Genomic DNA, 26,517 nt, shown 5'->3' with positions numbered 1-26,517 from the left:
ATGCGCGCCGCTCTCTGGTTCATCGGCCTGTTCGGCATCGCCGTGGCCGTGGCTCTCTTCGCGGGCAACAACCAGGGCACGATCACCGTGTTCTGGCCGCCCTATCGCATCGACCTGTCGCTGAACATGGTGCTGCTGATCCTGTTCGGCGGCTTCACCGTCGTGCACCTGGCACTGCGAGCGCTCGCCGCGCTGCTCGACCTGCCGGTGCAGGCCGGCCGCTGGCGCAACCAGCAGAAGGAGCGCCACATGCATGTCGCGCTGCTCGACGGCCTCTCGCACCTCACCGCCGGCCGCTACATCCGTGCCCGCAAGGCGGCCGAAACCGCCATCGTCCACGAGAAGGCACTCGTCGGCACCGCCGAGCCGCTGGCCCACGCGGTGCAGGTCCGTGCGCTCGCCCACCTGATCGCCGCCGAAAGCGCCCACGCGCTGCAGGACCGCCCGGCACGGGACCGGCATCTGCAGCAGGCGCTCGAACAGACCGCGGCCAACCCGTCCGCCCCCGCGCAAGAGGCGCGCGAAGGCGCCCAACTGCGTGCGGCCAGCTGGGCGATGCAGGACCGCGACGCCCTCGCCGCACTCGGCTGGCTGGAGCAACTGCCGCAAGGCGCCGCCCGCCGCACCGCCGCGCTGCGCACCCGGCTGCGGGCCAGCCGCCTGGCCGGCCAGACGCAAGCCGCACTCGACACCGCGCGCCTGCTCATCAAGCACCGCGCGTTCTCGGCGACGGCCGCGCACAGCATCGTGCGTGGACTGGCCATCGAACTGATCAACCAGGCGCATGACACCGGCCAGCTGCTCAAGGCCTGGCAATCGCTCGATGCCAGTGACCGCGCCATGCCCGAGCTGGCGGTGCATGCGGCCGAGCGGCTGCACCACCTCGGCGGCGACGCGGTGCAGGCGCGCGCCTGGCTGCTGCCGGCCTGGGAAACGCTGGTCAACCAGCCCGGCAGCCTGGCCGACGCGCTGGAGATCAAGCTGGTCCGCGCGCTCGAAGGCAGCCTGATCGATGTCGATCCGCCCTGGCTTGCCCGCATCGAATCGGCCCAGCAGAACAACCCGCGCGATCCGCTGCTGCAGTATTTGGCCGGCATCGCCTGCCTGCGGCTGCAGCTCTGGGGCAAGGCCCAGAAGCTGCTCGAACAGGCCAGCAAGCAGTTGCCGCACGAAGCCCTGCGTTGCCGCGCCTGGCGCGCCCTGGCCGACCTGGCCGAGCAGCGCGGCGACATGGAGGCAAGCGCACGCGCCTGGCGCCGGGCGGCCGAACTCTCCGATTGAGCCCGCCTTAAAATCAAGGCGACGCACCCTTTCCCCCGACGGCACCGTTTCTGCGGTGCCGTTCTCATTTGAAGCACTCCGCCATGAGCGACATCCAGCAGCCCGGCCTCAACAGCCTGTCCAAGTCCTTCGAACCCGCCGCGCTGGAGGCGCACTGGGGACCGCTCTGGGAGCAACGCGGCTACGGCCGTGCCGGCTGGCGCGGCACCGGCGAGCCCAAGCCCGGCGCAGGCGCCTTCTCCGTCCAGCTGCCGCCGCCCAACGTGACCGGCACCCTGCACATGGGCCACGCCTTCAACCAGACGGTGATGGACAGCCTGGTGCGCTACCACCGCATGCTTGGCGACAACACGCTATGGGTGCCCGGCACCGACCACGCCGGCATCGCCACCCAGATTGTGGTGGAGCGCCAGCTGCAGGCCCAGGGCCAGGACCGCCACGCGCTCGGCCGCAAGAACTTCGTCGCCCGCATCTGGGAGTGGAAGGAGCAGTCCGGCAACACCATCACCACGCAGATGCGCCGCATGGGCGACAGCGTGGACTGGCAGCACGAGTACTTCACCATGGACGACAAGCTGTCGACCGTGGTCACCGACACCTTCGTGCGCCTGTACCGTCAGGGCCTCATCTACCGAGGCAAGCGCCTGGTGAACTGGGATCCGACGCTCAAGACCGCCGTGTCCGACCTGGAAGTCGAGAGCGAGGAAGAAGACGGGTCGCTCTGGCATATCCGCTACCCGCTGGCCGACGGCTCCGGCTCGCTGGTGGTGGCCACCACCCGGCCCGAAACCATGCTGGGCGACACCGCCGTCATGGTCCATCCCGAGGACGAACGCTACGCCGGCCTCATCGGCAAGCAGGTCGCGCTACCGCTTTGCGACCGCACCATCCCGGTCATCGCCGACGACTATGTCGACAAGGCCTTCGGCACCGGCGTGGTCAAGGTCACACCCGCGCACGACTACAACGACTACGCCGTCGGCCAGCGCCACGGCCTGCCGATGATCGGCATCCTGACGCTCGACGCCACCGTCAACGACAACGCGCCCGAGGCCTATCGCGGGCTCGACCGTTTCGTCGCACGCAAGAAGGTGGTGGCCGACCTGGAGGCGCTCGGCCTGCTGGTCGAGGTGAAGAAGCACCGCCTGATGGTGCCGCGCTGCGCCCGCACCGGCCAGGTGGTGGAGCCGATGCTCACCGACCAGTGGTTCGTGGCGGTCAACAAGGTAGGCGAAGGCGATGCCACCGGCAAGTCGATCGCGCAGAAGGCGATCGACGCGGTCGATTCGGGCCAGGTGCGCTTCGTGCCCGAGAACTGGGTCAACACCTACAACCAGTGGATGCACAACATCCAGGACTGGTGCATCAGCCGCCAGCTGTGGTGGGGCCATCAGATTCCGGCATGGTACGACGAGGACGGCCAGGTCTACGTGGCCAACGACGAGGCGCAGGCGCAGGCCATGGCACCCGGCAAGACGCTGACCCGTGACGAGGACGTGCTCGACACCTGGTATTCGTCGGCGCTGGTCCCCTTCTCCACCATGGGCTGGCCGGCCGCGCAGGACCAGGCTCAGGCCGGCGGCGTCAGCGACTACGACCTCTACCTGCCTTCCTCGGTGCTGGTCACCGGCTACGACATCATCTTCTTCTGGGTGGCCCGGATGATCATGATGACCAGCCACTTCACTGGCCGCGTGCCCTTCCGCGACGTCTACATCCACGGCCTGGTGCGCGACGCGCAAGGCAAGAAGATGAGCAAGTCCGAGGGCAACGTGCTCGACCCGGTCGACCTCATCGACGGCATCGGGCTCGAACCCCTGCTCGGCAAGCGCACCACCGGCCTGCGCAAGCCTGAAACCGCGCCGCAGGTGCGCAAGAACACCGAGAAGGAATTTCCGCAAGGCATTCCGGCCTACGGCGCCGACGCGCTGCGGTTCACCTTCGCGGCACTGGCCTCGCTCGGCCGCAGCATCAATTTCGACAGCAAGCGCTGCGAGGGTTATCGCAACTTCTGCAACAAGCTCTGGAACGCCACCCGCTTCGTGCTGATGAACTGCGAGGGCCAGGACTGCGGCCTGAATCCGCACACCAAGGCCGACTGCGCCCCGGGCGGCAACGCCCACGGTTATCTGAAGTTCAGCGAGCCCGACCGCTGGATCGTGTCGGCCCTGCAGCGGGTGGAAGCCGAGGTCGCCAAGAGCTTTGCCGACTACCGGCTCGACAACGTCGCCAGCGCCATCTACGAATTCATCTGGAACGAGTTCTGCGACTGGTACCTGGAAATCGCCAAGGTGCAGATCCAGACTGGCGACGAGGCCACCCAGCGTGGTACCCGGCGCACGCTCATCCGCACGCTCGAGACCATCCTGCGGCTGGCGCATCCGCTGATTCCCTTCATCACCGAAGAACTGTGGCAGAAGGTCGCGCCGGTCGCGGGCCGGCTGCCGGAGGGCGAGGCGTCGATCAGCGTCTGCCCCTACCCGCAATCGGATGCTGACCGAATTGACAGCGCAGCTGAAACATATGTCGCACGGCTCAAGGCCGTCGTCGACGCCTGCCGCAACCTGCGCAGCGAGATGAACGTGCCGCCGTCGACCCGGCTGCCGCTCTTCGCCGTCGGCGACGCGGACTTTCTGCGCAGCGCGGCGCCCACCTTGCAATCGCTCGCCAAGTTGTCGGAAGTACGTGTGTTCGACGACGAAGCGGCCTGGGCCGCCGCCGCGCAGGCTGCGCCGGTGGCCGTCGTGGGCGATTCGCGCCTGTGCCTGCACATGGAAATCGACGTGGCAGCCGAAAAAAGCCGGCTCGGCAAGGAAGTCACCCGTCTCGAAGGCGAAATGGCGAAGGCCCGCGCCAAGCTGGCCAACGAGGCTTTCGTGGCCAAGGCCAAGCCGCAGGTCATCGAGCAGGAGCACAAGCGCCTTGCCGATTTCGGCGCCACCATCGAGCGTTTGCAAGCCCAGTTGGCCCGCCTGGGATGACCGCGAATAAGTAACGTTCTGACACTTTGAGTTACATGGACACTTGTGTAACTGCGATGCTCGTATGGTTTAGCATCAATCGGCATCCACCCCATCGTGCGTTTTTCGCCACGGAATCGACACTTAGGAAATCACTGCATGAGTTCTCCGCGCACCCGCATCACCAAAGCCGTTTTTCCCGTGGCAGGCCTTGGCACGCGGTTCCTTCCGGCCACCAAGGCGCAGCCCAAGGAAATGCTGCCGGTCGTCGATAAGCCACTGATTCAATACGCCGTCGAAGAAGCCTATGCGGCCGGCATTCGGCAGATGATTTTCGTGAACGGTCGCAGCAAGCGCTCGATTCCCGATCACTTCGACACCGCCTACGAGCTGGAGGCCGAACTCGAAGCCGCCGGCAAGAAGGAGCTGCTGGCGCTGGTGCATTCGATCAAGCCCGACGACATGGAGTGCATCTACATCCGCCAGGCCAAGGCCCTGGGCCTGGGCCATGCCGTGCTGTGCGCCCAGAGCGTGGTGGTCAACGAGCCCTTCGCTGTACTGCTGGCCGACGATCTGATGGTCGGCAGGCCACCGGTGCTCAAGCAGATGGTCGACCAGTTCACCGAATGGCAGGCCTCCATCCTGGCCGTGCAGGAAGTGCCGGAAGAACACACCAAGCGCTATGGCATCGTCGCCGGCACTGCCGTCAACGACCGCCTGATGGACCTGACCCACATGGTTGAAAAGCCGGCGCCCCAAGATGCGCCGTCGCGCCTGGGTGTCGCGGGCCGCTACATCCTGACGCCCGGCGTGTTCCGCGAGATCGCCAGCCAGCCACGCGGCGTGGGCGGCGAAATCCAGCTCACCGACGGCATCGCCGCGCTCATGCGTCGCGAGAAGGTCTTCGCCTACCGCTACGACGGCCGCCGCTACGACTGCGGCAGCAAGGAAGGCTTCCTCGAAGCCAACGTCGAACTCGCGCTGGCCCACCCGCAACTCGGCGCCGGTTTCCGCGAATACCTGAAGGCGCTGGAACTCTGATTGCGCGCCGCACCAAGACGAAGGCCTGCGTTCAGCAGGCCTTTTTTCATGCGCGGCCGAAACCGCCGGACAGCCGTGATGGGCTTACCGCCGGCGCAGCACGTGGATGTATTCCACCCCGACCGTGTCCTGCCCCACCAGTTCGTTGCCGGTCTGGCGGGCGAAGGCCTGAAAGTCGCGTAACGACCCCGCGTCGGTCGACACCACCCGCAGCAGTTGCCCGCTCTGCATGTCCGTCAAGGCCTTCTTGGCCTTGAGGATGGGCAGCGGGCAATTGAGTCCGCGGGTATCGATTTCCTTGTTCACTTCCATGACAGCATTCCTTCGCAGGCTGGGATTCTAGGCAGACGGCGCTGCGGGAACGATAGGAGGCCAGTCTCGGTATCGAGGCTCGATGCCCCGGCTGCGCAGCCAGGTCGCGAGCGCATGGCCGGTGCCGGCAGGCCAGCAGTACAGATCCGCCGGGTCGTGCAGGCGGTAATCGACCAGCTCCGGCGACAGCCGCACCGTGCCGTCGGCCACCACGTGGTAGCAGATCAGCACCTGGTTGCGCTTTTGAAAATCCCAGACGCCGAGCAGGTCGACCGAGGAGGCGACCAGCGCCGTCTCCTCCCGAACCTCCCGAGCGATGCCGTCTTCGGGCGACTCGTCGGCTTCCATGAAACCGGTGATCAGCGCGTACATCTCGGGGTTGGCCCAGGCCGCATTGCGCGCCAGCAGGATCTGGCCACGGTATTCGACCACCGCCGCCAACACGGGCGTCGGATTGTTCCAGTGCGTCCAGCCACACGCCGGGCACCGCAGCCGCACGGTTTCGCCGCTGTCCTCCAGCGCCGCGATTTGCGCCAGCGCTGCGGTGCAACGCGGGCAAAAACGAAAATCAGCGTCGGTCATCAGGCGATGTCAGGCGGGGAACACGCCGGTCGACAGGTAGCGATCGCCCCGGTCGCAGACGATGAACACGATGGTGGCGTTGCGCTCGCGCTGCGAAATCTGCTGCGCTACCCAGCAGGCGCCAGCCGCCGAGATGCCGCCGAAGATGCCCTCTTCCCGCGCCAGCCGCCGGCACATGTCCTCGGCGTCGCCCTGCGCCACGTTCACCGTTTCGTCCACCAGGGTGCCGTCGTAGATGGCGGGCATGTACTCGGCCGGCCATTTGCGGATGCCCGGAATGCGTGAGCCTTCTGCCGGCTGGGCGCCGATGATGCGGATCGAAGGCTTCTTTTCCTTCAGATAACGCGCCACGCCGGTGATGGTGCCGGTGGTGCCCATGGCACTGACGAAATGGGTGATGTGGCCATGCGTCTGCTCCCAGATCTCCGGCCCGGTGGTTTCGTAGTGCACACGCGGGTTGTCGGGATTGGCGAACTGGTCGAGCACCCGACCCTTGCCGTCACGCTGCATCTGCTCGGCCAGATCGCGGGCGTATTCCATGCCACCGCTCTTGGGCGTCAGGATGAATTCGGCGCCGAAGGCCTTCATGGTCTGCGCGCGTTCGATGGACAGGTCCTCCGGCATGATCAGCACCATGCGATAGCCCTTGATCGCCGCGGCCATCGCCAGCGCGATCCCGGTGTTGCCCGACGTGGCTTCGATCAGGGTGTCGCCCGGGCGGATCTCACCGCGCTCTTCGGCCCGCTTGATCATCGACAGGGCCGGGCGGTCCTTCACCGATCCGGCCGGGTTGTTTCCTTCGAGTTTTCCGAGCACCACGTTGCCCGAAACAGCGGCTTCTGCAGAGCCAATGCGCTGGAGCGCAACCAGCGGCGTCGAGCCGACGGTGTCTTCGATGGTGGGGTATTGCATCCGCGCACTGTGCCATAATTTCCGGCTGACTTCTTAGCGTCGCCCGGGTGGTGAAATTGGTAGACGCAGGGGACTCAAAATCCCCCGCCGCAAGGCGTGCCGGTTCGATTCCGGCCCCGGGCACCAAATACGGCTGCTATCTACCGCCATAGCGGCTACTCACAACGTTTGATCCCAGGCGCACTGTAAAAAGTGTCGTTGGCGCCAACGACCGAGACCGCCACTAATTTTGGGTGACGTGCTATCGGCGGATGCGCCGCAATTTGCGCCCTCGACTGGGTCAGCCGCCTCGTTTTGGCAGTCCTCGCCTCGGCCGTGGCCAGGGCCTGCGGCGTTCACCGTCCGGTCCAGCACTTCGGACCAAAACCGCCAGCCAGGAGGGCCGGTGATCAGGTTTGCATCGATGAATGACGGCGGTATCAACTGCCGCCGCGGCCTCAGCTTCACTGGATAAGTCCACGTACCGCCGTGTTCCGATGCCTTGCCAAGAACGTCGGCAAAGCCTGTGCATAGACGTAGCCTCGGCGAGGCTCAACGATGGAGAACGCGGCCGGCTGGCTTCGGCTCCTGCTCGCGCGATGCAGCGGCGGAAGGGTGGACGAAAAGGCGGCGGGCACGTGGGCAATGCTGGCCTTGGTCGTCGCAACGGCCACCGCAAGGGTCTTGGCCGCCGGTGCGGCGCATTGAACTTGGCATAAAGCTTTTCGCCCCGCCGTGTGACGCGGTCGAGCCGGTCGTTGACGACCCGAACCTCGACCAACAGCTTGCCGGTGTCGGGCGTGACGTCGTAGTAGATCTGTCCGACTCGCTCAGCCACGGGTTTCTGCTTCATAGCAGCCATGCGATTGGCATATTCCTTGCGCATAAGCACGTCACGCCTCTTGTTCTGCTCGGGGAATTTCAATAATTGAGTGCTTGTCGTTTCGTCTCTGCTGCTTCATGGGCCACTTACGACTAATCACTAGCGCCCCTTTTTTGAGATAAAACTTCACAATCAGATACGCATGGGAGGTAGAAATTGGCTAACGGAAATTGGTTTTCGGCTGCGCTCAAGACTGAAAGTATTGATCAGCGATATGTTTCTGCCGGTGGTTTCACCCACGGCTTTGATTACCTAAGATTGATTCTCGCTGCAGCCGTAGTGCTCGTGCATAGTTTTGCATCAAGCTATGGAAACGGCGTTGACAAAATAATATGGGGTTCGCCAGTGCGCATGGCGTCAGCACCAATACTGCTTATGTTTTTTGCGTTAAGCGGATTTTTGGTAGCGGGGAGTGTCAAGCGCAGCCCCAATCTAACCGGATTTCTTACGCTTCGTGCGCTAAGGCTTGTGCCAGCATTAGCTGTTGAAGTGGTGCTATCAGCAATAATTCTCGGGCCGCTGTTAACGTCAATCCCCCTCGGGGATTATTTTAGCCATCACGAGTTTTTTAGTTATTTCGCGAACATTTACGGGCATATTCATTACCATTTGCCAGGCGTTTTCGTCGACACCCCAGCGCATGCAGTCAATGCGTCTTTGTGGACCGTACCATACGAACTGGAGTGCTATCTTGTATTATCCGCGCTTTGGGTATCACGCTTAATTCGCTTCAGAATTGCGGTTTTGGCTATCACCGTGCTACTGGCGCTGCTTTACACGGTTAAGTACATATACTTCCCAATGCCTCACCTAGAATTCGAACACAGCCCGTCGCGATCACTAATAGTCGCCTTCTTGGCCGGCGTAAACATAAGCCTATTTTCCGATAAAATAAAGTTAGATTGGAGAATAGCAGCATTTATGCTGATTGGAATGCTGGCGACCACCCTGGTTCACCAGACAGCCTTCATTGCGGCTTTCTTCGCGGCGTATCTCGTGGTTTATTTAGGGTTGAGCCATCCGCCCAAAAAGTCGTTCTTACTAAAAGGCGACTATTCCTACGGCCTCTATCTCTTTAGCTTTCCAATACAACAGACATATAGCCAGCTTTTTCCAGATCATCGTCATTGGTATTTCAATTTCACGTTCGCCCTTATTTTTGGGATCATTTATGCAATGTTTTCTTGGTGGTGCATTGAAAAACCCACTCTCGGAAAGAAAAAGTTTTTCGTCAGCTCAGCGGTAACTACCGTAGAACGGCTGAAAAAGCGAATCTTTCCAACATCTTCGGGCTTTAAGGCCTGAAGAAGATGTTTCCATCTGCCGGGGTGTCACTACCCGAGCAGCACAAAAAATTACCGCCGCCTACACGCCATTTGACGAGGACCAGATGTGGTCGTGCAGTTGGGAGGTTGAACAGCGCGATAGGCTAGCAGCACTCGTTTTTGCCATGTACAGCGGCTTGCCGTTAAGGGATTTCTGCTGGCATGGAAGCCACCGCAAGGCGGCGGAAACCCACAGTGCTTCATCGACGTAAAGCGGTTCGGTTACATGCACGTTGTCAAGCATCCATCCCTTCCCTTCCAGCCTCTTAGGAGCCATGGCGGGCGTACATGTCGGGGAACAGTATGTTGTTGGTCGATGCGTTAGACGAGATGGCGCTGATCAAGACTGGGCGGAGGCCACAGTGCCTGAGAACGCTTTGAGAAGCGGCAACGCTGCGAATCTTCTCAAGGTTCTGCCCCGTAGCCGGCAGGTGTGGTGTTGCCGTTGGCGTTTAGAAGCCGGCCGCGCTCTGCCGGTCCCGGTGGGTACTCAGCGCAGGCTCATCAAGGATAGGATGACTGAACTCGAAATCGCGGCTTGCCCGTTTTGCGGCAGCCAGGCTTGATGCCATGCTCGCGGCTTCGGTGTGGCGTGTCTGACGTGCCACGCATGCGGCGCCGGCGGGCCGTTCTCCGACACCAAGGAGAAGGCGATTGCCAAGTGGAATGCGCGTCGTTGACCTGCTCCACGGGGCGTTCAACCAGTGGCGGCTGATGGAACCTCCCGAAGTACGAAAACCCGAAAACTTGGCGCGGCTACGCCAAGAATCTCGCTCAGCTGGAGCCGGTGCTTGTCCAAGCCGCTTGGCACGACCTGGCTGAGCAGATCGAGGCGATGTACTTGCGCGACAACCGAAAGTGCGCGCGCCGATCTGACCGACTGCAGCGGCGACGCGTCAAAGCTGCTGCTGCACCGCGACGAGCGGGTCACGGAAAAGCACCACCGGACGAAGGCCACGAAGCGCGGTGCGCTAAAACCGTTGGCGTGTTCCGACCCGTTAATCGAAGCGAGATTTCGAATTCTTCGACTCTTGCGCCCAGAAGTCGGGCTGCAGGCCGCGCCAGTGCTTATTTCGTGCCGGAAAACAAAATCCCCGCAGTAACGCGTTCCAGTTCGATTCCGGCCTGGGGCAACACGGCGCGCACGCGGGTTACCGGCGATCACGCCACCCGCACATCAACTGCACCAAAGTCCCATCGGGTCTGCACGCCAAGCCGCCCTCAGGCCGCCTGACGACCGATCTCCCGATTCAACTGCACGCCGCTCGCCCGAGCACGGAGTTCTGCCAGTAGCGCAGCTTCTTCCGCCTGCGACGAAATCGCCCTGCTGCCGCAGCTGATGCCTGCGTTGTGCACCGGCCCGTAACTGCAGGCCCAGCCCTCGTGGTCGGTCGTGATGCGCCATTCGATACGGCTTCCAGCCGCGTCGACGTGGTTGGTCCAGTGCAGTTCGGCCCTGGCGTAGCGCTCGGTGTGTGCGTGGTGATCTCTGCCGATCATGTCTTGCCTGCGATGTGATGGAAAGCACATAGCTTTGCGCGACGTCCAAGCTCGTTCTGTAGGACGCCGGATGTGCGCGTTGTGCCTGTTTTTCCGGCACTGCCAGCATTCCTTGCCCAAGCTCGAATCCTGCGCACCATGGTGGGCCGCCATTCAGCGTGAAAGCGCCCGCTCTATCCACAACGCGAGTTCTTCACCTAGAACGTCCGCCTGTTTTTCCAATTGACGGCATTTGTCGATGAGGCCCGAATCGGGCAATTCGCCGCGCCCGGCGGCATGCTCCACCATGGCTTTGGCCCATGCGGCACGAGCGCTACGAGCCTCCCAATTGGCCACTCGCCATTGATTGGGCAAATCCTCCCAAAATGCTTCTGAATCGGCAAAATCCATCGCTGACTCCAGCTTTCATGGCGTTCGGGCTGGTCACAAACGCAGTGCCAATCGAGTAATCGGCACTCCCAACGCTGCCCTTGTGATTTGTATTTTGCACCGATGGCGGCGTTAGTAACCGCTAGCCGGAAGTGTTCCTCAATATCGCCGCTTCGGCAAAGACCTTGCTAGAGTTGCCTCATGCCCCCCAACGTGCACCAAAACACGGCGTCCGTGCCGCCAACCGCCCAGTTTCGTTATTACGACTTCGTGATGGCGGCATTCGTCACCGTGCTGCTATGTTCCAACCTGATCGGAGCTTCCAAGGCGGCGGAAATCACCCTCCCGATGCTCGGAACCGTCACGTTCGGCGCGGGAGTTCTGTTTTTCCCCATTTCCTATATTTTCGGCGACGTGCTCACCGAGGTATATGGCTACGGCCGCGACCGTCGCGTGATTTGGGCTGGATTTGCCGCCTTGCTGTTCGCCGCTTTGATGTCGGCAGTCGTTCTGGCGCTCAAGCCTTCGAGCGACCCGTTCAATGCCGGTTATCAACAGCACTTGGAGGCGGTTTTCGGCAATACACCGCGCATCGTCGCCGGCTCGGTCATCGCGTTCTGGTGCGGCAGTTTCGTCAACAGTTATGTGATGGCGCGGATGAAAGTAGCCATGGAGGGGCGTGCCCTGTGGATGCGCACCATCGGCTCGACCCTGTGCGGAGAATTGGTCGATTCCAGCCTGTTCTATGTGATCGCGTTCGGCGGCATCTGGCCGAATCACCAGTTACTCGCCGTCGTCGTGGCGCAATACCTGCTCAAGACCTCGTGGGAAATCGTCATGACGCCGGTAACCTACCGCGTCGTGGCATTTCTCAAACGGCATGAAGGAATGGATTTCTACGATCGCGCGACGGACTTCAATCCATTCAAGCTCAAGCCTTAACTCGAGTGCCGAGTCAGCGCACCAGATCGTGTTCCTGCGGTTGCTCGGGAAATTCACGTGGCGGCGGGTTGGACTGCGGACTTTCAGGGGAAAGGGCCTCCGCACGTCGGCGCTCGACCACCACGTCAGCGCGGTCGGACGAGTCGAGCGCCTCGAACTCGCCCATTTGCGGTTCGCGCTTTCTGCCTTGTTTCGTGAGGATTTTCATAGTGAATGCAGCGTCTGCCGGCGCCATGAAGCCGGCTGACGGAAGCCACCGCATCCCGCGCTAGGCCGCCGCCTACGCCCCGCGCCCGAGCGCGATGTAGCGCTCCAGGTGAAAGTCCTCATCACCGAGTTCGTGGTCGATCGCGATCAACCGCTTGGCGTAGTGCGACAAGGGGAGCTCCCAGGTCATGCCGATGCCACCGTGCAGCTGGATGCATTCCTCGGACACCAGCGCACCGATGCGGCCGACGGACATCTTGGCGGCCGACAGCACGCGCTCCCGCTCCACGCGGTCCTCGGCGTCGAAGGCCGCTGCCGCATTGATGACCGCCGATCGCGCCTGTTCGATCTCGATCAGCACCGTGGCCATGCGGTGCTGCAGCGCCTGGAAGCTGCCGATGGGCAGGTTGAACTGTTTGCGGGTGCGCAGGTAGTCGATGGTGGCGTCTTTGGCGACGTCCATCGCGCCGACGCTTTCGGCACACAGCGCGAGCAGGCCGGCGCCCAGGCCGCGCTCGAGCAGCGGCGCGCCGCCATCCACGGGGCCGACGACGGCCGAGGCGTCGAGCACCACATGGCGAAGCGAAACATCCGACACCGTTCCGCCGTCGATGCTGCCGAGCGTGCGCAACGCCACGCCCGGTGCATCGGCCGGCACCAGAAACAAAGTGATGCCCGCCGGCTGCCCGGGCTCGCCCGAGGTGCGCGCGGATACCAGCAGCACGCCGGCGGCCGCCGCCTGCCGCACGACGATCTTGTCGCCCTCCAGCACCCAGGAGCCCCCTTCGTGGCTCGCGCGGGTGAAGACGACCTGCGGATCCCAGCGTGCATCGACCTCCTCCCAGGCCAGCGCCGCGCGTTGCTCGCCGGTGACGATGGCCTCGAGCGCCGCGGCATGGCCGCCAGCCTGCAGCAGCATGCGGCCGACCATCAGGCTGCCGAGCAGGGGCTCCACCACCAGCCCGCGGCCGATCGCCTCGAAGACGACGGAGATGTCGAAGCCCGCGCCGCCGAAGCCGCCGGCGGATTCAGGGAACAAGGCGCCCGTCGTGCCGAGTTCGGCCAATCCCTGCCAGAGTTCCTCGCTGAACCCCGGCTTGCCGTAGGCGATGCGGTTGCGCTGTTCGATCGGATTACGGTCGGCGATGAAGCGCGCCAGCGTGTCGGCGAGCATGCGCCGGTCTTGGGTGTGTTCGAAGATCATGGCGGTTTGCTTCAGAGCCCGAGGATCGTCTTGGCGACGATGTTGCGCTGGATTTCGTTGGAGCCGCCGTAGATCGACAGCTTGCGGTTGTTGAAATAGAAGGCGGTGGCGGCCATGGCGTCTTCCGGCCCGGCAGCCTCGCCCGCGGCTGCGACCGACTCCAGCATTTCCGTCTCGTAGGGCAAGGCGTAGGAGCCCATGGCACGGCGCAGCAACGAGGTGATTTCCTGGCGGATCTCGGTGCCTCGGATCTTGAGCATGGAACTCTCCGCCCCCGGAACGCCGCCGCCGGCTACCGCCGCGATCACGCGCAGGTTGGTGGTTTTCATGTTGGCCAGATCGATCTCCACCCGGGCCATGCGCGCTGCGAAAGCCGGGTCTTCGGCCAACGGACGGCCGCGCCGCTTGACGCGCGCCGCCGCGGCCTCCAGCCGCTCGAAGGCGGCCACCGACAGGCCGACGCCGGCGATGTTGGTGCGCTCGTAGGTGAGCAGGTATTTGGCGCAGGTCCAGCCCTTGTTCTCTTCGCCCACGAGGTTCTCGGCCGGCACGCGCACGTCGGTGAAGAAGACTTCGTTGACCTCGTGCTCCCCGTCGAGCGTGATGATGGGCCGCACCTCGACGCCGGGCGTGCGCATGTCGATCAGCAGGAAGCTGATGCCCTCCTGCTTCTTGGCGTCGCGGTCGGTGCGCACCAGGCAGAAGATCATGTCGGCGTGGTGGCCCTGGGTGGTCCAGGTCTTCTGGCCGTTGACGATGTAGTGGTCGCCCTGGGCGTCGACGCCGCGCACGGCGGTGGTCTTGACCGCTGCCAGGTCGGAGCCCGCGCCCGGCTCCGAATAGCCCTGGCACCACCAGTCGCTGCCGTCGAGGATGCGCGGCAGCCAGTACGCCCTCTGCGCTTCGCTGCCGTACTTGATGATGACCGGGCCGAGCATGTTCACGCCGAAGGGCAGCACGCGCGGCGCGTGGGCGAGCGCGCATTCGTTCTCGAAGATGAACTTCTCGATCGCGTTCCAGCCCGGCCCGCCGTGTTCGCGCGGCCAGTGGTTGGCCAGCCAGCCGCGCGTCTGCAGCACGGCGTGCCATTCCAACTGGTCCTGCTTGCTCAGGCGGATGCCGTGACGGACCTTGTGCGACAGGTGCGCCGGCAGCTTGTCGGCCAGAAAAGCGCGAACCTCGTCGCGAAAAGCCTCTTCGTCGGGCGTGAAATTCAGGTCCATGGATGTCTGCCTTTGTCGTTTTGTCGGTCAGAAGATCTCGATCAGCCCGGCCGCGCCCATGCCGCCCGCGATGCACATGGTGACCACCGCGTACTTCACGCCGCGCCGCTTGCCTTCGATGAGCAGGTGGCCGGCCAGGCGCGCGCCGGTCATGCCGAAGGGGTGGCCGATGGAGATGGCGCCGCCGTCGACGTTGAGGATTTCGGACGGAATGCCGAGCCGGTCTCGACAGTAGATAGCCTGCGAGGCGAAGGCTTCGTTGAGCTCCCACAGGCCGATGTCGTCCATCTTCAGGCCATGGCGCGCCAAAAGGCGCGGCACGGCGAAGACCGGGCCGATGCCCATTTCGTCGGGCTCGCAGCCGGCGACGACCATGCCGCGGAACGCACCCAGCGGCGTGACGCCGGCGCGGGCGGCCTCGCCGGCCTCCATCAGCACGCAGGCCGACGCGCCATCCGAGAGCTGCGACGAATTGCCGGCGGTGACGAACTCACCCTCCCCGCGCACCGGCTTGAGTCGGGCCAGCGCTTCGAGTGTGGTGCCGGGACGGTTGCAGTTGTCCGCCGACACCGTTACCTCGCGCTGGCTGGTCGCACCGGTTTCCTTGTCGGTGACGGTCATGGTGGTGGTGCAGTGCACGATCTCGGCGGCGTAGCGGCCCTCGGCCTGGGCGGCGGCGGTGCGGCGCTGGCTCTCGACCGAGAACACGTCCTGCGCCTCGCGCGCTATGCCGTAGCGGCGGGCGACGATGTCGGCCGTCTCGATCATCGAGGTGTAGACGGCCGGGTGATGGGCGCCTACCCAGCGGTCGATGCCGGTGGCGCCGTCCTCGCGGCTGCGCAGGCGCGAGATGCTCTCCACGCCGCCCGCGATGGCCGCGGGCGCGCCGTCCATCACGATGCGGCCCGCGGCGATGGCGATGGCCTGCAGGCCCGACGCGCAGAAACGGTTGACGGTGGCGCCGGGCACGCTGATCGGCAGCCCGGCGCGGAACACCGTCTGCCTCGCTACGTTGCGGCCGGTCGTGCCTTCGGGGTAGCCGCAGCCGAGGATCAGGTCCTCGATCAGGCCCGGGTCGATGCCGGCGCGGTCGACTGCCGCGCGCACGGCGAAGGCAGCAAGGGTCGGGCCGTCGGTGTCGTTGAATTCGCCCCGGTGCGACTTGGCCAGCGGTGTGCGGGCGGTGGATACGAAAACGGCTTCGCGGCTCATGGGTCTGGTCTCGCTTTCAGTCTCGGTTCTTGTCGTGGTCGGCATTGAGGCTGGCCAGCGTCTGGCCGGCGGTGGCGAGCCGCTCCAGCAGGGGCGCGGGCTGCCAAAAGAAAGCGTCTTCGGCCGCGAAGGCGCGAAGGTCTTTCAGCACGTTGGCGACGCCCGTCGTGTCCGCATGGAACATCGGGCCGCCGCGGTAACGCGGAAAGCCGTAGCCGTGGACGAAGACCACGTCGATATCCAGCGGCCGCAGGGCGACCTTTTCTTCGAGGATGCGCGCGCCCTCGTTGGCCATGGCGGCCAGGATGCGCCGCACGATCTCGTCGTCGCCGAAGCTGCGCGGCGTGATGCCGGCGCGTTGCCGCTCGGCGTCGATGATGGCTTCGACCTCGGGGTCTGGCGTGCCGGTGCGCGCACCGTCCGGGTAGAGGTACCAGCCCCGGCCGGTCTTCTGGCCGAACCAGCCGCGTTCGCAGAGGCGATCGGCGATCTGCACATAACGCTGGCGTGGGTCGCGGGTAGCCGCCTTGCGCTTGCGTGTCGCCCAGCCGATGTCGCCGCCGGCCAGGTCGCTTACCTGGAAGGGGCCCATGGCGAAGCCGAAGTCGCGCAAGGCCTTGTCGACCTGGTAGGGCGAGGCGCCGTCTTCCACCATGTAGTCGGCCGCCAGCCGGTAGGTGGCCAGGATGCGGTTGCCGATGAAGCCGTCGCAGACACCCGCGCGCACCGGCACCTTCTTGAGCAGCTTGGCGAGCGCGAAGCCGGTGGCGACCACGTCGGCGGACACCCGGGCCGGCACCACGATCTCCAGCAGTTTCATGATGTTGGCCGGCGAGAAGAAATGCAGGCCCAGCACGTCCTGCGGACGGCCGATGCTGGCGGCGATCTCATCGATGTCGAGATAGGAGGTGTTGGTGGCCAGCACCGCACCGGGCTTGCAGACGCGGTCGAGCTCGGCGAAGACGGCCTTCTTGACCGCCATGTCCTCGAAGACGGCCTCGATCACCAGGTCGGCGCCTGCCAGGGCTGCGTAGTCGGTCGAGCCGGTGTAGCGCGACAGGGTGCGCTGCTTGGCGGCGATGTCGATGCGGCCTTTGGCGATCAGGCCGTCGTAGACCTTCTCGACGAAACCCTGGCCGCGGGCGAGCGCTGCGTCGTCACGCTCGACCATGGTCACCGGCAGGCCGGCGTCCAATAGTGCGACCGTGATGCCGGCGCCCATGGTCCCGCCGCCGACCACACCGACGCTGGCGATCGGCCGAGGTTGGGCGGCACGGGTCTCGGGCGATTTGGCGGTCTCGCGTTCGGCAAAGAACGCGTGGATCAGGCCGGCCCGCTGCGGGCTGGCCATGGCCTCGAGGAAGGCGGCGCGCTCCAGGGCCATGCCGGCGTCGAAAGGTCGGTCCAGCGCGGCCTCGACCGCATCGATGATCTTGAAGGGCGAGAACAGGCCGCGCGATTTCTTCTGGGCGTCTGCGCGAGCGGCGGCGATGGCGGCACGGTTGCCGGCGTCGTCGGCAAGACCGGTGGTGTCTTCGCTCGAGCGGCGAGGCGCGGCGCCGCGTTCGAGCAGTTCGCGGGCGTAGTCGAGTCCGGCCGCGAGCGCGGCGCCCTCGCCCGCCGGCACGGCCTTGTCGACCAGGCCGAGCTTGCACGCCTCGGCAGCGCCGACGTGGCGGCCGGACAGCATCAGGTCGAGCGCCGCCTTCGCGCCGAGCAGGCGGGTTCCGCGCTGGGTGCCGCCGGCTCCGGGCAGCAGACCGAGCGTGACTTCCGGCAAGCCGAGCCGTGCGTCGTCGCAGGCCACGCGGTAATGCGCCGACAGCGCGACTTCGAGTCCGCCGCCCAGGCACGGCCCGTGGATGGCGGCGACCACCGGCTTGGCGCTGGCTTCGATGACCGCGCAGACCTCGGGCAGGCTCGGCGGCACGGACGGCTTGCCGAACTCGCGGATGTCGGCGCCGCCGATGAAGGCACGTCCATCGCCAACCAGCAGGATGGCATCGCATCCGGCATCGGCCGTGGCAATTTCGATCCCGCGGCGCAGGCCCGTGCGCACGGCGGCAGACAGCGCGTTGACCGGCGGATTCGAAATGCGGATCACGCCGACGCGACCCTGCAGGCGATAGGTGACGGGCTCGGCCCCAGCGGTGTCTGTCATCGGCTTTGTCTCGTTTTCAATCCTGGAACCTGATTCTTGCCCCGCTTCCTGCGTTTGACAATCCCAACTGGCCTGGACAGGATGTCAAGCCTCATTTGACAATGCACCATGGATCCCCAAAGTCTGCTGCTCTTCGTCGACATCGTCGAAGCCCAGAACCTGAGCGAGGCCGCGCGTCGCCTGCGCATGACGCGCGCCAACGTGAGTTACCGGCTCAATCGGCTCGAGAAGGAACTTGGCGTTCAGCTCATGCGGCGCACTACGCGCAGCGCGGAGCCGACCGAAGCAGGCCTGCGCTTGTTCGAACATGGCAAGGCGATGCAGCGCGAGCTGATGGCCGCCAAGGATTCTTTGGCCACCCTGGCCGGCACGGTGCAAGGGCGTTTGCGGGTCTCGGTGCCCAGCGGCTACGGTCAGATCGTGATGGGGGAGTGGCTGATCGACTTCAAGCGGCGGTTTCCCGGCGTACTGCTCGACGTGGCCTTCGAAAGCCGGGTGAGCGACCTGCTGCGCGAGGAGCTCGACTTCACCGTGCAGATCCTGCCGCATCCGCCGGGCGGCATGGTGGCCCACTTGCTGGGCGAGGTGCGCTATGTGGCCTGTGCATCGACCGACTACGTGGCGGCCCACGGCCTGCCGCGCAGCCTGGAAGATCTCGGCGGCGCGCCGGTCATCACCTCCGACGTGGTCGGGCGCGAACTGCGCTTGGCCGGCTATCGCGGAGAAGAACGCAAGGAGGTGCTGCTGACGCCCGCGCTGGTGTCCGAGAATTTCGTGTTCCTGCGCGATGCCACGTTGGCCGGCCTGGGCGTGGGGCTGGTGCCCGAATACCTGGTGCAACAGGCGGTTGCGGACGGCCGCATGCAGACCTGCCTGGACGACTGGCGGCTCAGCATCTTCGGCACACGCATGTACCTGCTGTACATGCCCAATCGGCACCCGACCCGGGCGGCGTCGGCCTTCATCGAATTCATCGTCGGCAAGGCACAGGCCGCTTGATACCGATGGTGTCATCGATCGCCCGGACAATGCGCTTGGTCGCTCCATCCTGAGCCCGGCGATCGCCGGGCCCGTCCAACGCCCCGCACTGACGCTTGAACCGCCTGACCGATACCTCGACATCTTCCCGCCTTGCCGCATGGGCGACCCGGATCTCCTTCTTCATCGCCGGCTTCGGCACCTCGGCCTGGGCGCCGCTGGTGCCTTTCGCTCGCGACCGCATCGGCCTGGACGATGGCGGGCTGGGGCTGCTGCTGCTCGCCCTGGGCACCGGCTCGCTGCTGGCGATGCCGATTGCGGGTGCACTGGCCGCGCGCTTCGGTTGCCGGCGGGTGATGGTGCCCGCCAGTCTGGCGATGTGCGCCGCGTTGCAGGCGCTCGCCACGGCCGACAGCGCGCCGATGCTCGGCGCCGCGCTGCTGTTGTTCGGTGCGGCGGTCGGCTCGCTGGATTGCGCGGCCAACATCCACGCGGTAATCGTCGAACGGTGCGCCGGTCGGCCGATGATGTCGGGCTTCCACGGTCTCTACAGCGTGGGCGGCATCGCGGGCGCGGGCGGCGTCAGCGGACTGCTGCTGCTGGGCGCCACTCCGCTGCTGTCGACCCTATTGGCCGCCGGCGTGGTGCTGGTCGCCCTGGCTGCCGTGGCGCGGCATTTTCTGGCCGCGGGGGCACAAAAACCGCAAGCCTTCTTCGCCCTGCCGCGCGGCCCGGTGCTGCTGATCGGCGTGTTGTGCTTCATCGTGTTTCTCACCGAAGGCGCGATGCTGGACTGGAGCGCGGTGCTGCTGGTAGGCGCGCACGGTGTTGGGCATTCGACCGCCGGACTCGCCTACGCGAGCTTTTCCGCCGCCATGACCATCGGGCGGCTGTGCGGCGACCGTGTGGTCACGCGCGTCGGCGTGCAGTCGGTCATTCTTTATGGCGCACTTTGCGCGGCCGGTGGGCTGATATTGGCCACGATGGCATCCGCCTGGCAATCGGCGATGCTCGGCTACTTTCTGGTCGGTGCCGGATGTTCCAACATCGTGCCGGTGCTCTACACCGCCGCCGGGCGCCAGACCCACATGCCCGAGAGCCTGGCCGTTCCCGCCATCAGCACCCTGGGTTACGCGGGCATCCTCGCCGGTCCCGCACTCATCGGTTTGGCGGCCCGTGGCGTGGGGCTGTCGTCCGCATTTCTGGGGGTCGCCGTGCTGCTCATCGGCGTCGCGGCGGCTGGCCGGCTTTTCATCTCCAGCACAAACCAAGCCCGTGACTGAGGCGCTGAAGCCGCGCCGGATTTATGATTCGGCGATGCGCCTGCCCGTCTTTGTCCTGAGCATCCTCATGGCCACCCCGCTGGCAGCGCAAGACTGGCTCACGATCTATGGTTATCCGGAACTTGCCGGGTCGGACGTGGTGCAAATCAGCCCGGTGCTGAGCACCTGGCAAGGACAGGTCACCTTTGAGGTAAGAGCCACCAGGCAGGCGGTGCGTGTCGGTTACAGCGGCTTGCCCTACCGCTCTTATCGCGGCATGGCAGCCGTCGACTGCCAGACGCTCAAAGGCTGGTTTCTGACCCTGACTTTCTTCGATCAGCCGAGCTGGGAGGGTGCACCGTCGGGATCGGCGAATTTCAAGCCCGGTGACGCGGCGATGGCGTTCAACGGAATTCCGGGCGAACCGTCCGCGAAAGTCATCAACGCGGCCTGCGCTGCGGCACGCTGAACGCCGCTTCTGCCGCGCTCAACTGCCGGCGGCCGGCGCACTGCCCTTGCGGTCCCACTCGTCGGCTTCGGCCCGCTCGGCCTCCTCGTCCCGGTCCGCTTTTTCCCGCAGCGCGGCCGCTTTCTCAGGATCGATCGCCGATCCGGTTGCACTCGTCATCGCGTCCGGCACGTGCAGGGCCTTGCGCATCTTGTCTTCGTCACCAGGGCGGATCGTCATGGCGGTCTTCCGTTGTTGTTGATTGGGCGAGGGCCGGTTTTCGTCAGTGCCGGGTGAGTGGCGAGCCCTCATCGTCCGCCGCGCGCACCTCGGCCTCTACAGGCAGATTCGATATCGCCACCGGAGAGCGGTCCACCCGTGCCTCGGCATCTCGGACCTGCAGTGCCGCGTCGGACTCGGCAAACCGTGTGTCGCTTTGCGGGTTTTCGCGTCCTGCATCGAAACCGGTTTCATGGTGATCCGCCAAGGCGGCCTCGCCCGCCCTGCGCGCCACTTCTGCCGAATCGTATCGTTCGGTGCCCTGGTGTACCTCACCATCGCCCTGCACTGGCACGTGACGCCATTGATAGCGGCCACCAGCGACGGGTTCGATCTGAACAGTCCATTGCGTCATGATCACTCCTTACCTTGTCGATCAAACGTCGACGCTAGTGATGCGAATGCGCCGGGTTTGTAGGAAAACACGCCGATGGTCTGACGCGTCCAGCGCAGTGGGACGTTCATCGTCGCTGACCTACACGAAGAAACAAAAAGCGCGCAAAGCTTCACATCGGTAAGCGCCAACAATGACCGAACAGCAGGGGGGACACATGCATTTCAAACGTTTTTTCGATCTGGCGCGCAAGTCGGTCAGCGCTTGGTCGGACGACTACGCGCCCAGCATGGGCGCCGCGATTGCCTACTACACCGTTTTTTCACTGGCACCATTGCTGCTCATCGTGATCGCTGTGGCCGGCGCGGTCTTCGGTCGTGAAGCGGTTCAGGGCGAGATCGTGGCCCAGTTGCAGGGTTTGCTCGGTTACGACGGCGCCATCGCGATCCAGGGGTTGATCAAAAGCGCGAGCAAGCCGGCCGACGGGCTGGTCGCGGGCGGCATCAGCATCGTGGTGCTCATCGTCGGTGCCACCACCGTTTTCGGCGAGCTCCAGTCTGCGCTCGACCGCATATGGCAGGTTCCACAGAACGCCAAGTCGGGACTGATGGGAACGCTGAAGGCTCGTCTTCTGTCCTTCGGCCTGATCTTGGGCCTGGCGTTCCTCCTGATGGTCTCGCTGGTCGTGAGCGCAGGCGTGGCTGTCGTCGGGCGATGGGCGGGAGGCATCATTCCCGGATGGGCCATCGCGCTGCAGTTGTTGAACCTCGGCATTTCGCTGGGCATCACCACGCTGCTCTTTGCCATGATCTACAAACTCATGCCGCAGGCGCGCATCGCGTGGCGTGATGTGTGGGTGGGCGCGGGCGTCACGGCCGTTCTGTTCGAAGTCGGCAAGCTGCTGATCGGGCTCTACGTCGGAAAGACCAGTGTCGCTTCGTCGTACGCGGCTGCCGGGTCGATCATCGTGCTGCTCGTCTGGGTCTATTACTCCGCGCAGATTTTCCTGCTGGGTGCGGAGTTCACCTGGGTGTTTGCGAATGAACATGGCTCGCGGTCGGGGCACGCCGGCACACAGGCGGTGCGCTCGTCCGGGGCGGCAGGGGCGTCGGCTTCGGGAGTGCCGACCAAACAAGCGTCGTCGGGGACGATGGCGTCTCCGACCGCCGCGTCACCTGCTAGTTCACGGCAGCAAGCGCTGGTGACCTCGTCGCAAGAGCCGAACGCTCCACCGAGTTCGAACGCCTTGCACGGCCACGGGGCGCGCGGTCCGACTTGGCAGCAAAAGGCGGCTGTCTACGGAACCCTCGCGGTCCTTCAGATCGCCGTCCGAATTGCCATGGGCCGTGCCGATGCGAAGCGCCGTCTGCGCCGACGCTGATCGGCCGGCCAGCTGACCGGCGGACCAGGATCGATCGGGTCACCCGCCAGGGTGACCCAGTCTCGGGATCAAGGCCAAGCGCGAAAGCTCACACCACCGCGGCCTTTCGCAGACGGGAGATTTCGCCGGCGTCCAGCCCGAGTTCGGTCAAAACCTCGTCGGTATGCTGCCCCAGGCTCGGCGGTGCGAAGCGAAGCACCGGCGGATGCTCCGACAGTCGCATCGGGCTGGCGATAGTGGCTATCTCGTCGATCCCGTCGTCGGCGTCACGAGCCAGTTGCTGGGCCAGTCCGCGCGCCTGGACCTGCGGGTCGGCAAACGCCTGCCCGATGTCGTTGATCGGACCACAAGGCACGGCTTTGTCCTCGAACAGCGTGATCCAGTACGCCGTCGACCGGGTGCGGGTCAGCTCCTCCATCATCGGAATCAGGGTCGCACGATGGCGCACCCGCGCGACATTGGTGGCATAGCGGGGATCGACGCTCCACTCCTTGCGGTCGAGCGCATCGCAAAACCGCGCAAACTGACCGTCGTTGCCGATCGCCAGCAGCATCGCGCCGTCGGCCGTCGGAAAGTCCTGATAAGGGGCCAGGCTGGGGTGGGTGTTTCCCTGGCGCTTGGGCACATCACCGGAATTCAGGTACCCGGTGGACTGGTTGGCCAGGATCGCCATGCCTACATCGAGCAAGGCCATATCGATGTATTGGCCGCGCCCGGTGCGTTGCCTGGCATGAAGCGCCGCCAGAATGGCGGTTGCCGCATACATGCCGGTGAACGTGTCGGTCAAGGCCACACCGACCCGCTGCGGGCCGCCCCCGGGCACGTCGTCACCGCGACCGGTGATGCTCATCATCCCGCTCATCGCCTGCACCATCAGGTCGTAGCCGGCACGGCGGGCATAAGGCCCATCCTGCCCGAACCCGGTCACCGAGCAATACACGAGCCGCGGATTGACGGTACGCAAGCTCTCGTAGTCGAGCCCATAGGCCTTCAGGCCACCCACTTTGAAGTTCTCCACCACCACGTCCGAATCGGCGGCCATCCGGCGCAGGATCGCCTGGCCGTCGGATGTCGCGATGTCGATGGTGACCGATCGTTTGTTGCGATTGCAGCAGGCGAAATAAGCGGCCTGCGGAGTGGCATCGCCCTGTGCATCGCGGAGAAAGGGCGGCCCCCAATGACGGGTGTCGTCGCCCGCCACCGGACGCTCGATCTTCACGACGTCGGCGCCCAGATCCGCGAGCGTCTGCGTGCACCACGGACCGGCCAGCACGCGCGACAGATCCAGTACCTTGATGCCCGCCAATGCGCCTTCGTGCGAGGTTAATGCTGTCACCCGAATGTCTCCTCCAGAAATCGAACAGGCGACACGCGCCGTTTGGGCGCGTGCCGCGGCCACCATCGCGAATCAGCTGAAGGCGGCAATCCCGGTCTGTGCGCGACCCAGAATCAGGGCATGCACGTCGTGCGTACCTTCGTAGGTGTTCACCACCTCCAGGTTGACCAGATGGCGTGCCACGCCGAACTCGTCGCTGATGCCGTTGCCGCCCATCATGTCACGGGCCATCCGGGCGATATCCAGCGACTTGCCGCACGAATTGCGCTTGAGAATCGAGGTGATCTCCACCGCTGCCGTGCCCTCGTCCTTCATCCGGCCGAGTCGCAGGCACCCCTGCAGGCCCAGGGCGATCTCGGTCTGCATGTCGGCAAGCTTCTTCTGGATCAGCTGGTTGGCCGCCAGCGGGCGCCCGAACTGTTTTCTGTCCAGCACATACTGGCGCGCCCGCATCCAGCAATCTTCGGCCGCGCCCAAAGCACCCCAGGCGATGCCGTAACGAGCACTGTTCAGGCAGGTGAACGGGCCCTTCAAGCCCTGGACTTCAGGAAACGCGTTTTCTTCCGGCACAAAAACGCCGTCCATCACAATTTCACCGGTGATCGAGGCACGCAGCCCCACTTTTCCGTGGATGGCCGGCGCGCTCAATCCCTTCATGCCCTTCTCAAGCACGAAACCTCGGATCGGTCCGACCGCACCACCTTCGCTGACCTCCTTGGCCCAGACCACGAACACGTCGGCGATCGGGCTGTTGCTGATCCACATCTTGCTGCCGCGCAGTTCGTATCCGCCGGCGACCTTCTTGGCGCGCGTCGCCATGCTGCCCGGATCGGAGCCGTGGTCCGGCTCGGTCAGGCCGAAGCAACCGATCCATTCGCCGGTCGCCAGCTTGGGCAGGTATTTCTGGCGCTGGGCCTCGGTGCCGAACTCGAAGATCGGCACCATGACCAGCGAACTCTGCACGCTCATCATCGAGCGATAGCCGGAATCGACACGCTCCACCTCGCGCCCGATCAGTCCGTAGGCCACATAGTTCAGGCCAGGGCCGCCGTACTGCTCCGGAATGGTCGGCCCCAAAAGGCCGAGCTCACCCATTTCCCGAAAAATCGCCGGATCGGTCTTTTCATGGCGGAAAGCGTCGAGTACGCGCGGCGCTAGTTTGTCCTGGCAATAGGCGGCAGCGGCGTCGCGGACCATGCGTTCGTCGTCACTGAGTTGCTGGTCGAGCAGAAATGGATCTTCCCAGTGGAAGGCGGCACGAGATGCGGTCATGAGGTCTCCAGATACTTGAGGTGCAGGCACTGCTTGGATGATTGCCAACAGCCATCGTATCGGTCGCACCGGAGCGCAAGCAAACGAAAAACGGACACGCAGAAATGAGGAAATGGAATACTTGGTTCCAAACTCGCGGGCGGACCGGTTCACAAATCCGCCTTTTTCGCACTCTTTTGCTCGTCTGAACCATGCGCCGAAAAATCCCCTCTACGCAGGCCCTCGCCTGTTTCGAAGCTGCGGCCCGGCACCGCAGTTACACACGGGCAGCTGAGGAGCTCTCCATGACGCAAAGCGCGGTTTCCCGGCAAATATCAGCGCTCGAACAGTTTCTCGGTTTGCCGGTATTTCGAAGGACTCGCCACGGGGTCGCATTGACGCCCGCAGGACTGCAGTACAGCCGCCAGATCAGCAGGAGCTTGCAGGGTCTCGAGCAAGACACGCTGGATCTGATGACCGGTCGAGGCCGAGGCGGCGGCATTTCGCTCGCGGCTGTCCCGACCTTTGCCACCCGCTGGCTTATTCCACGCCTACCGGCGCTTGCGCAATTGCATCCCGGCATCACGGTCCACATCGAAACCCGCACCCGTTCATTCATTTTCGAAGACTCGGGATTCGATGCCGCGCTGTTCGCAGGAACTCCGGAACAAGTGGCCCACTGGCCAGGGACCTTGGCTGAACACCTCATGGACGAAAACGTCGTCCCGGTATGCAGCCCACGATTCTTGCCCGACGAAAAACTTCCCTTGCACCCGACCCGTCTGGCTCGCCTGCCATTACTGCAGCAAAGCACTCGGCCTACGGCTTGGCAACGCTGGTTCGCCGCCTTGGGCGTAACCGCACCTGGCGCCCTGGAAGGCCCACGCTATGAGCTGTTCTCCATGACAGTCGCAGCGGCGGCGCATGGAATGGGCATCGCGCTGGTTCCCCGCATGCTGGTGCAAGAAGAAATCGACGTCGGCCAGTTGGTATTAGCCAGTTCGGCATTGCCCCCTGTGGAGCGAGCCTATTACCTGGTATCGCCGGCCAACGGGGGCGACACGCCAGCACTTTCAGCATTCAAGGAGTGGATCCGGGAACGCATGTCGTCGGAGAAAGCGGCCGCAAACCAGTCATAAGGCTTGGGGCAACGTC

General features: G+C 64.5%; 24 protein-coding genes and 1 tRNA gene. 11 read left to right on the top strand and 14 right to left on the bottom strand.

Going from position 1 to position 26,517, the window contains the following annotated elements; all coding sequences use genetic code 11:
• From R9X41_RS05275 to galU, 3 genes are all read left to right on the top strand, one after another.
• Positions 1 to 1,281 carry a heme biosynthesis protein HemY gene (locus tag R9X41_RS05275; RefSeq protein ID WP_318633832.1) on the top strand — a complete coding sequence of 427 codons (1,281 nt, stop codon included), beginning with the start codon at positions 1 to 3 and terminating at the stop codon, positions 1,279 to 1,281.
• 83 nt (positions 1,282 to 1,364) lie between these two features.
• The gene (locus tag R9X41_RS05270; protein WP_318633831.1) at positions 1,365 to 4,262 is read left to right on the top strand and encodes a valine--tRNA ligase; all 2,898 of its coding nucleotides are present in this window, start codon (positions 1,365 to 1,367) and stop codon (positions 4,260 to 4,262) included.
• 138 nt (positions 4,263 to 4,400) lie between these two features.
• Complete coding sequence (gene galU, locus R9X41_RS05265; protein ID WP_318633830.1) at positions 4,401 to 5,282, top strand: UTP--glucose-1-phosphate uridylyltransferase GalU; 882 nt, start codon at positions 4,401 to 4,403, stop codon at positions 5,280 to 5,282.
• A gap of 84 nt (positions 5,283 to 5,366) precedes the next feature.
• On the opposite strand, the gene R9X41_RS05260 is transcribed toward galU, so the two are convergent.
• The 3 genes from R9X41_RS05260 to cysM are packed head-to-tail and all read right to left on the bottom strand — an operon-like array spanning position 5,367 to position 7,088.
• Positions 5,367 to 5,594, bottom strand: a complete 228-nt coding sequence (locus tag R9X41_RS05260; protein WP_318633829.1) for a sulfurtransferase TusA family protein — start codon at positions 5,592 to 5,594, stop codon at positions 5,367 to 5,369.
• Between the two features lie 27 nt (positions 5,595 to 5,621).
• Positions 5,622 to 6,176, bottom strand: coding sequence for an NUDIX domain-containing protein (locus tag R9X41_RS05255; RefSeq protein ID WP_318633828.1), 555 nt, complete (start codon positions 6,174 to 6,176; stop codon positions 5,622 to 5,624).
• A gap of 9 nt (positions 6,177 to 6,185) precedes the next feature.
• Positions 6,186 to 7,088, bottom strand: a complete 903-nt coding sequence (cysM, locus tag R9X41_RS05250) for a cysteine synthase CysM (protein WP_318633827.1) — start codon at positions 7,086 to 7,088, stop codon at positions 6,186 to 6,188.
• A 41-nt stretch (positions 7,089 to 7,129) separates the two neighbouring features.
• Here cysM and R9X41_RS05245 point away from each other — a divergent pair.
• Together R9X41_RS05245 and R9X41_RS05240 are read left to right on the top strand one after the other, a co-directional pair.
• A tRNA-Leu gene (locus R9X41_RS05245) sits at positions 7,130 to 7,214 on the top strand.
• An 892-nt stretch (positions 7,215 to 8,106) separates the two neighbouring features.
• Positions 8,107 to 9,255, top strand: coding sequence for an acyltransferase family protein (locus R9X41_RS05240; RefSeq protein ID WP_318633826.1), 1,149 nt, complete (start codon positions 8,107 to 8,109; stop codon positions 9,253 to 9,255).
• A 1,241-nt stretch (positions 9,256 to 10,496) separates the two neighbouring features.
• On the opposite strand, the gene R9X41_RS05235 is transcribed toward R9X41_RS05240, so the two are convergent.
• On the bottom strand, positions 10,497 to 10,775 hold the full coding sequence (locus R9X41_RS05235; RefSeq protein WP_318633825.1) for a hypothetical protein: 279 nt from the start codon (positions 10,773 to 10,775) through the stop codon (positions 10,497 to 10,499).
• Between the two features lie 153 nt (positions 10,776 to 10,928).
• Complete coding sequence (locus tag R9X41_RS05230; protein WP_318633824.1) at positions 10,929 to 11,165, bottom strand: hypothetical protein; 237 nt, start codon at positions 11,163 to 11,165, stop codon at positions 10,929 to 10,931.
• Between the two features lie 180 nt (positions 11,166 to 11,345).
• On the opposite strand from R9X41_RS05230, the gene R9X41_RS05225 reads away from it, so the two are divergent.
• Positions 11,346 to 12,086 carry a queuosine precursor transporter gene (locus R9X41_RS05225; protein ID WP_318633823.1) on the top strand — a complete coding sequence of 247 codons (741 nt, stop codon included), beginning with the start codon at positions 11,346 to 11,348 and terminating at the stop codon, positions 12,084 to 12,086.
• Between the two features lie 13 nt (positions 12,087 to 12,099).
• Here the strand turns inward: R9X41_RS05225 and R9X41_RS05220 are convergent, their stop codons facing one another.
• The 5 genes from R9X41_RS05220 to R9X41_RS05200 all read right to left on the bottom strand — a co-directional run bounded on the left by R9X41_RS05220 (position 12,100) and on the right by R9X41_RS05200 (position 18,093).
• A complete protein-coding gene (locus R9X41_RS05220; protein WP_318633822.1) occupies positions 12,100 to 12,294 on the bottom strand; it encodes a hypothetical protein in 195 nt (64 codons plus the stop codon).
• A 72-nt stretch (positions 12,295 to 12,366) separates the two neighbouring features.
• Positions 12,367 to 13,497: an acyl-CoA dehydrogenase family protein gene (locus tag R9X41_RS05215; RefSeq protein WP_318633821.1), complete on the bottom strand. Its 1,131-nt coding sequence runs from the start codon at positions 13,495 to 13,497 to the stop codon at positions 12,367 to 12,369.
• 11 nt (positions 13,498 to 13,508) lie between these two features.
• Entirely contained in the window at positions 13,509 to 14,720 is a 1,212-nt protein-coding gene (locus tag R9X41_RS05210) for an acyl-CoA dehydrogenase family protein (RefSeq protein ID WP_318633820.1), read from the bottom strand.
• A 27-nt stretch (positions 14,721 to 14,747) separates the two neighbouring features.
• Complete coding sequence (locus R9X41_RS05205; protein WP_318633819.1) at positions 14,748 to 15,932, bottom strand: acetyl-CoA C-acyltransferase; 1,185 nt, start codon at positions 15,930 to 15,932, stop codon at positions 14,748 to 14,750.
• A 16-nt stretch (positions 15,933 to 15,948) separates the two neighbouring features.
• Positions 15,949 to 18,093 carry a 3-hydroxyacyl-CoA dehydrogenase NAD-binding domain-containing protein gene (locus R9X41_RS05200; protein WP_318633818.1) on the bottom strand — a complete coding sequence of 715 codons (2,145 nt, stop codon included), beginning with the start codon at positions 18,091 to 18,093 and terminating at the stop codon, positions 15,949 to 15,951.
• Positions 18,094 to 18,201: 108 nt separating this feature from the next.
• Between R9X41_RS05200 and R9X41_RS05195 the strand changes: the two genes are divergently transcribed.
• From R9X41_RS05195 to R9X41_RS05185, 3 genes are all read left to right on the top strand, one after another.
• Entirely contained in the window at positions 18,202 to 19,092 is an 891-nt protein-coding gene (locus R9X41_RS05195; protein ID WP_318633817.1) for a LysR family transcriptional regulator, read from the top strand.
• Between the two features lie 95 nt (positions 19,093 to 19,187).
• Positions 19,188 to 20,354 carry an MFS transporter gene (locus R9X41_RS05190; RefSeq protein ID WP_318633816.1) on the top strand — a complete coding sequence of 389 codons (1,167 nt, stop codon included), beginning with the start codon at positions 19,188 to 19,190 and terminating at the stop codon, positions 20,352 to 20,354.
• Positions 20,347 to 20,802: a hypothetical protein gene (locus tag R9X41_RS05185; protein ID WP_318633815.1), complete on the top strand. Its 456-nt coding sequence runs from the start codon at positions 20,347 to 20,349 to the stop codon at positions 20,800 to 20,802. The genes R9X41_RS05190 and R9X41_RS05185 overlap by 8 nt, the downstream gene beginning before the upstream one ends.
• 18 nt (positions 20,803 to 20,820) lie before the next feature.
• On the opposite strand, the gene R9X41_RS05180 is transcribed toward R9X41_RS05185, so the two are convergent.
• Positions 20,821 to 21,021, bottom strand: a complete 201-nt coding sequence (locus tag R9X41_RS05180; protein ID WP_318633814.1) for a hypothetical protein — start codon at positions 21,019 to 21,021, stop codon at positions 20,821 to 20,823.
• Between the two features lie 43 nt (positions 21,022 to 21,064).
• Entirely contained in the window at positions 21,065 to 21,415 is a 351-nt protein-coding gene (locus R9X41_RS05175; RefSeq protein ID WP_318633813.1) for a hypothetical protein, read from the bottom strand.
• Positions 21,416 to 21,611: 196 nt separating this feature from the next.
• Here R9X41_RS05175 and R9X41_RS05170 point away from each other — a divergent pair, with 196 nt between their 5' ends.
• Positions 21,612 to 22,775 (top strand): YihY/virulence factor BrkB family protein, encoded by a 1,164-nt coding sequence (locus R9X41_RS05170; RefSeq protein ID WP_318633812.1) that lies wholly within the window; start codon positions 21,612 to 21,614, stop codon positions 22,773 to 22,775.
• 88 nt (positions 22,776 to 22,863) lie between these two features.
• Here R9X41_RS05170 and R9X41_RS05165 read toward each other — a convergent pair whose 3' ends face one another.
• Positions 22,864 to 24,111 (bottom strand): CaiB/BaiF CoA transferase family protein, encoded by a 1,248-nt coding sequence (locus tag R9X41_RS05165; RefSeq protein ID WP_318633811.1) that lies wholly within the window; start codon positions 24,109 to 24,111, stop codon positions 22,864 to 22,866.
• A 72-nt stretch (positions 24,112 to 24,183) separates the two neighbouring features.
• Complete coding sequence (locus R9X41_RS05160; RefSeq protein WP_318635158.1) at positions 24,184 to 25,383, bottom strand: acyl-CoA dehydrogenase; 1,200 nt, start codon at positions 25,381 to 25,383, stop codon at positions 24,184 to 24,186.
• 191 nt (positions 25,384 to 25,574) lie between these two features.
• Between R9X41_RS05160 and R9X41_RS05155 the strand changes: the two genes are divergently transcribed.
• Positions 25,575 to 26,501: a LysR substrate-binding domain-containing protein gene (locus R9X41_RS05155; protein ID WP_318633810.1), complete on the top strand. Its 927-nt coding sequence runs from the start codon at positions 25,575 to 25,577 to the stop codon at positions 26,499 to 26,501.
• Positions 26,502 to 26,517 lie beyond the last annotated feature (16 nt).

The organism is Xylophilus sp. GOD-11R (assembly GCF_033546935.1).
GTDB lineage: Bacteria > Pseudomonadota > Gammaproteobacteria > Burkholderiales > Burkholderiaceae_C > Xylophilus.
Note: the sequence above shows the minus strand (reverse complement) of the source record. Positions and strands in the feature narration are given on the sequence as shown.

Coding starts and splice junctions, on each gene's coding strand:
- R9X41_RS05275 (WP_318633832.1), top strand. CDS start 1: ATGCGCGCCGCTCTCTGGTTCATCGGCCTGTTCGGCATCGCCGTGGCC.
- R9X41_RS05270 (WP_318633831.1), top strand. CDS start 1,365: ATGAGCGACATCCAGCAGCCCGGCCTCAACAGCCTGTCCAAGTCCTTC.
- galU (WP_318633830.1), top strand. CDS start 4,401: ATGAGTTCTCCGCGCACCCGCATCACCAAAGCCGTTTTTCCCGTGGCA.
- R9X41_RS05260 (WP_318633829.1), bottom strand. CDS start 5,594: ATGGAAGTGAACAAGGAAATCGATACCCGCGGACTCAATTGCCCGCTG.
- R9X41_RS05255 (WP_318633828.1), bottom strand. CDS start 6,176: ATGACCGACGCTGATTTTCGTTTTTGCCCGCGTTGCACCGCAGCGCTG.
- cysM (WP_318633827.1), bottom strand. CDS start 7,088: ATGCAATACCCCACCATCGAAGACACCGTCGGCTCGACGCCGCTGGTT.
- R9X41_RS05235 (WP_318633825.1), bottom strand. CDS start 10,775: ATGATCGGCAGAGATCACCACGCACACACCGAGCGCTACGCCAGGGCC.
- R9X41_RS05230 (WP_318633824.1), bottom strand. CDS start 11,165: ATGGATTTTGCCGATTCAGAAGCATTTTGGGAGGATTTGCCCAATCAA.
- R9X41_RS05225 (WP_318633823.1), top strand. CDS start 11,346: ATGCCCCCCAACGTGCACCAAAACACGGCGTCCGTGCCGCCAACCGCC.
- R9X41_RS05220 (WP_318633822.1), bottom strand. CDS start 12,294: ATGAAAATCCTCACGAAACAAGGCAGAAAGCGCGAACCGCAAATGGGC.
- R9X41_RS05215 (WP_318633821.1), bottom strand. CDS start 13,497: ATGATCTTCGAACACACCCAAGACCGGCGCATGCTCGCCGACACGCTG.
- R9X41_RS05210 (WP_318633820.1), bottom strand. CDS start 14,720: ATGGACCTGAATTTCACGCCCGACGAAGAGGCTTTTCGCGACGAGGTT.
- R9X41_RS05205 (WP_318633819.1), bottom strand. CDS start 15,932: ATGAGCCGCGAAGCCGTTTTCGTATCCACCGCCCGCACACCGCTGGCC.
- R9X41_RS05200 (WP_318633818.1), bottom strand. CDS start 18,093: ATGACAGACACCGCTGGGGCCGAGCCCGTCACCTATCGCCTGCAGGGT.
- R9X41_RS05195 (WP_318633817.1), top strand. CDS start 18,202: ATGGATCCCCAAAGTCTGCTGCTCTTCGTCGACATCGTCGAAGCCCAG.
- R9X41_RS05180 (WP_318633814.1), bottom strand. CDS start 21,021: ATGACGATCCGCCCTGGTGACGAAGACAAGATGCGCAAGGCCCTGCAC.
- R9X41_RS05175 (WP_318633813.1), bottom strand. CDS start 21,415: ATGACGCAATGGACTGTTCAGATCGAACCCGTCGCTGGTGGCCGCTAT.
- R9X41_RS05170 (WP_318633812.1), top strand. CDS start 21,612: ATGCATTTCAAACGTTTTTTCGATCTGGCGCGCAAGTCGGTCAGCGCT.
- R9X41_RS05160 (WP_318635158.1), bottom strand. CDS start 25,383: ATGACCGCATCTCGTGCCGCCTTCCACTGGGAAGATCCATTTCTGCTC.
- R9X41_RS05155 (WP_318633810.1), top strand. CDS start 25,575: ATGCGCCGAAAAATCCCCTCTACGCAGGCCCTCGCCTGTTTCGAAGCT.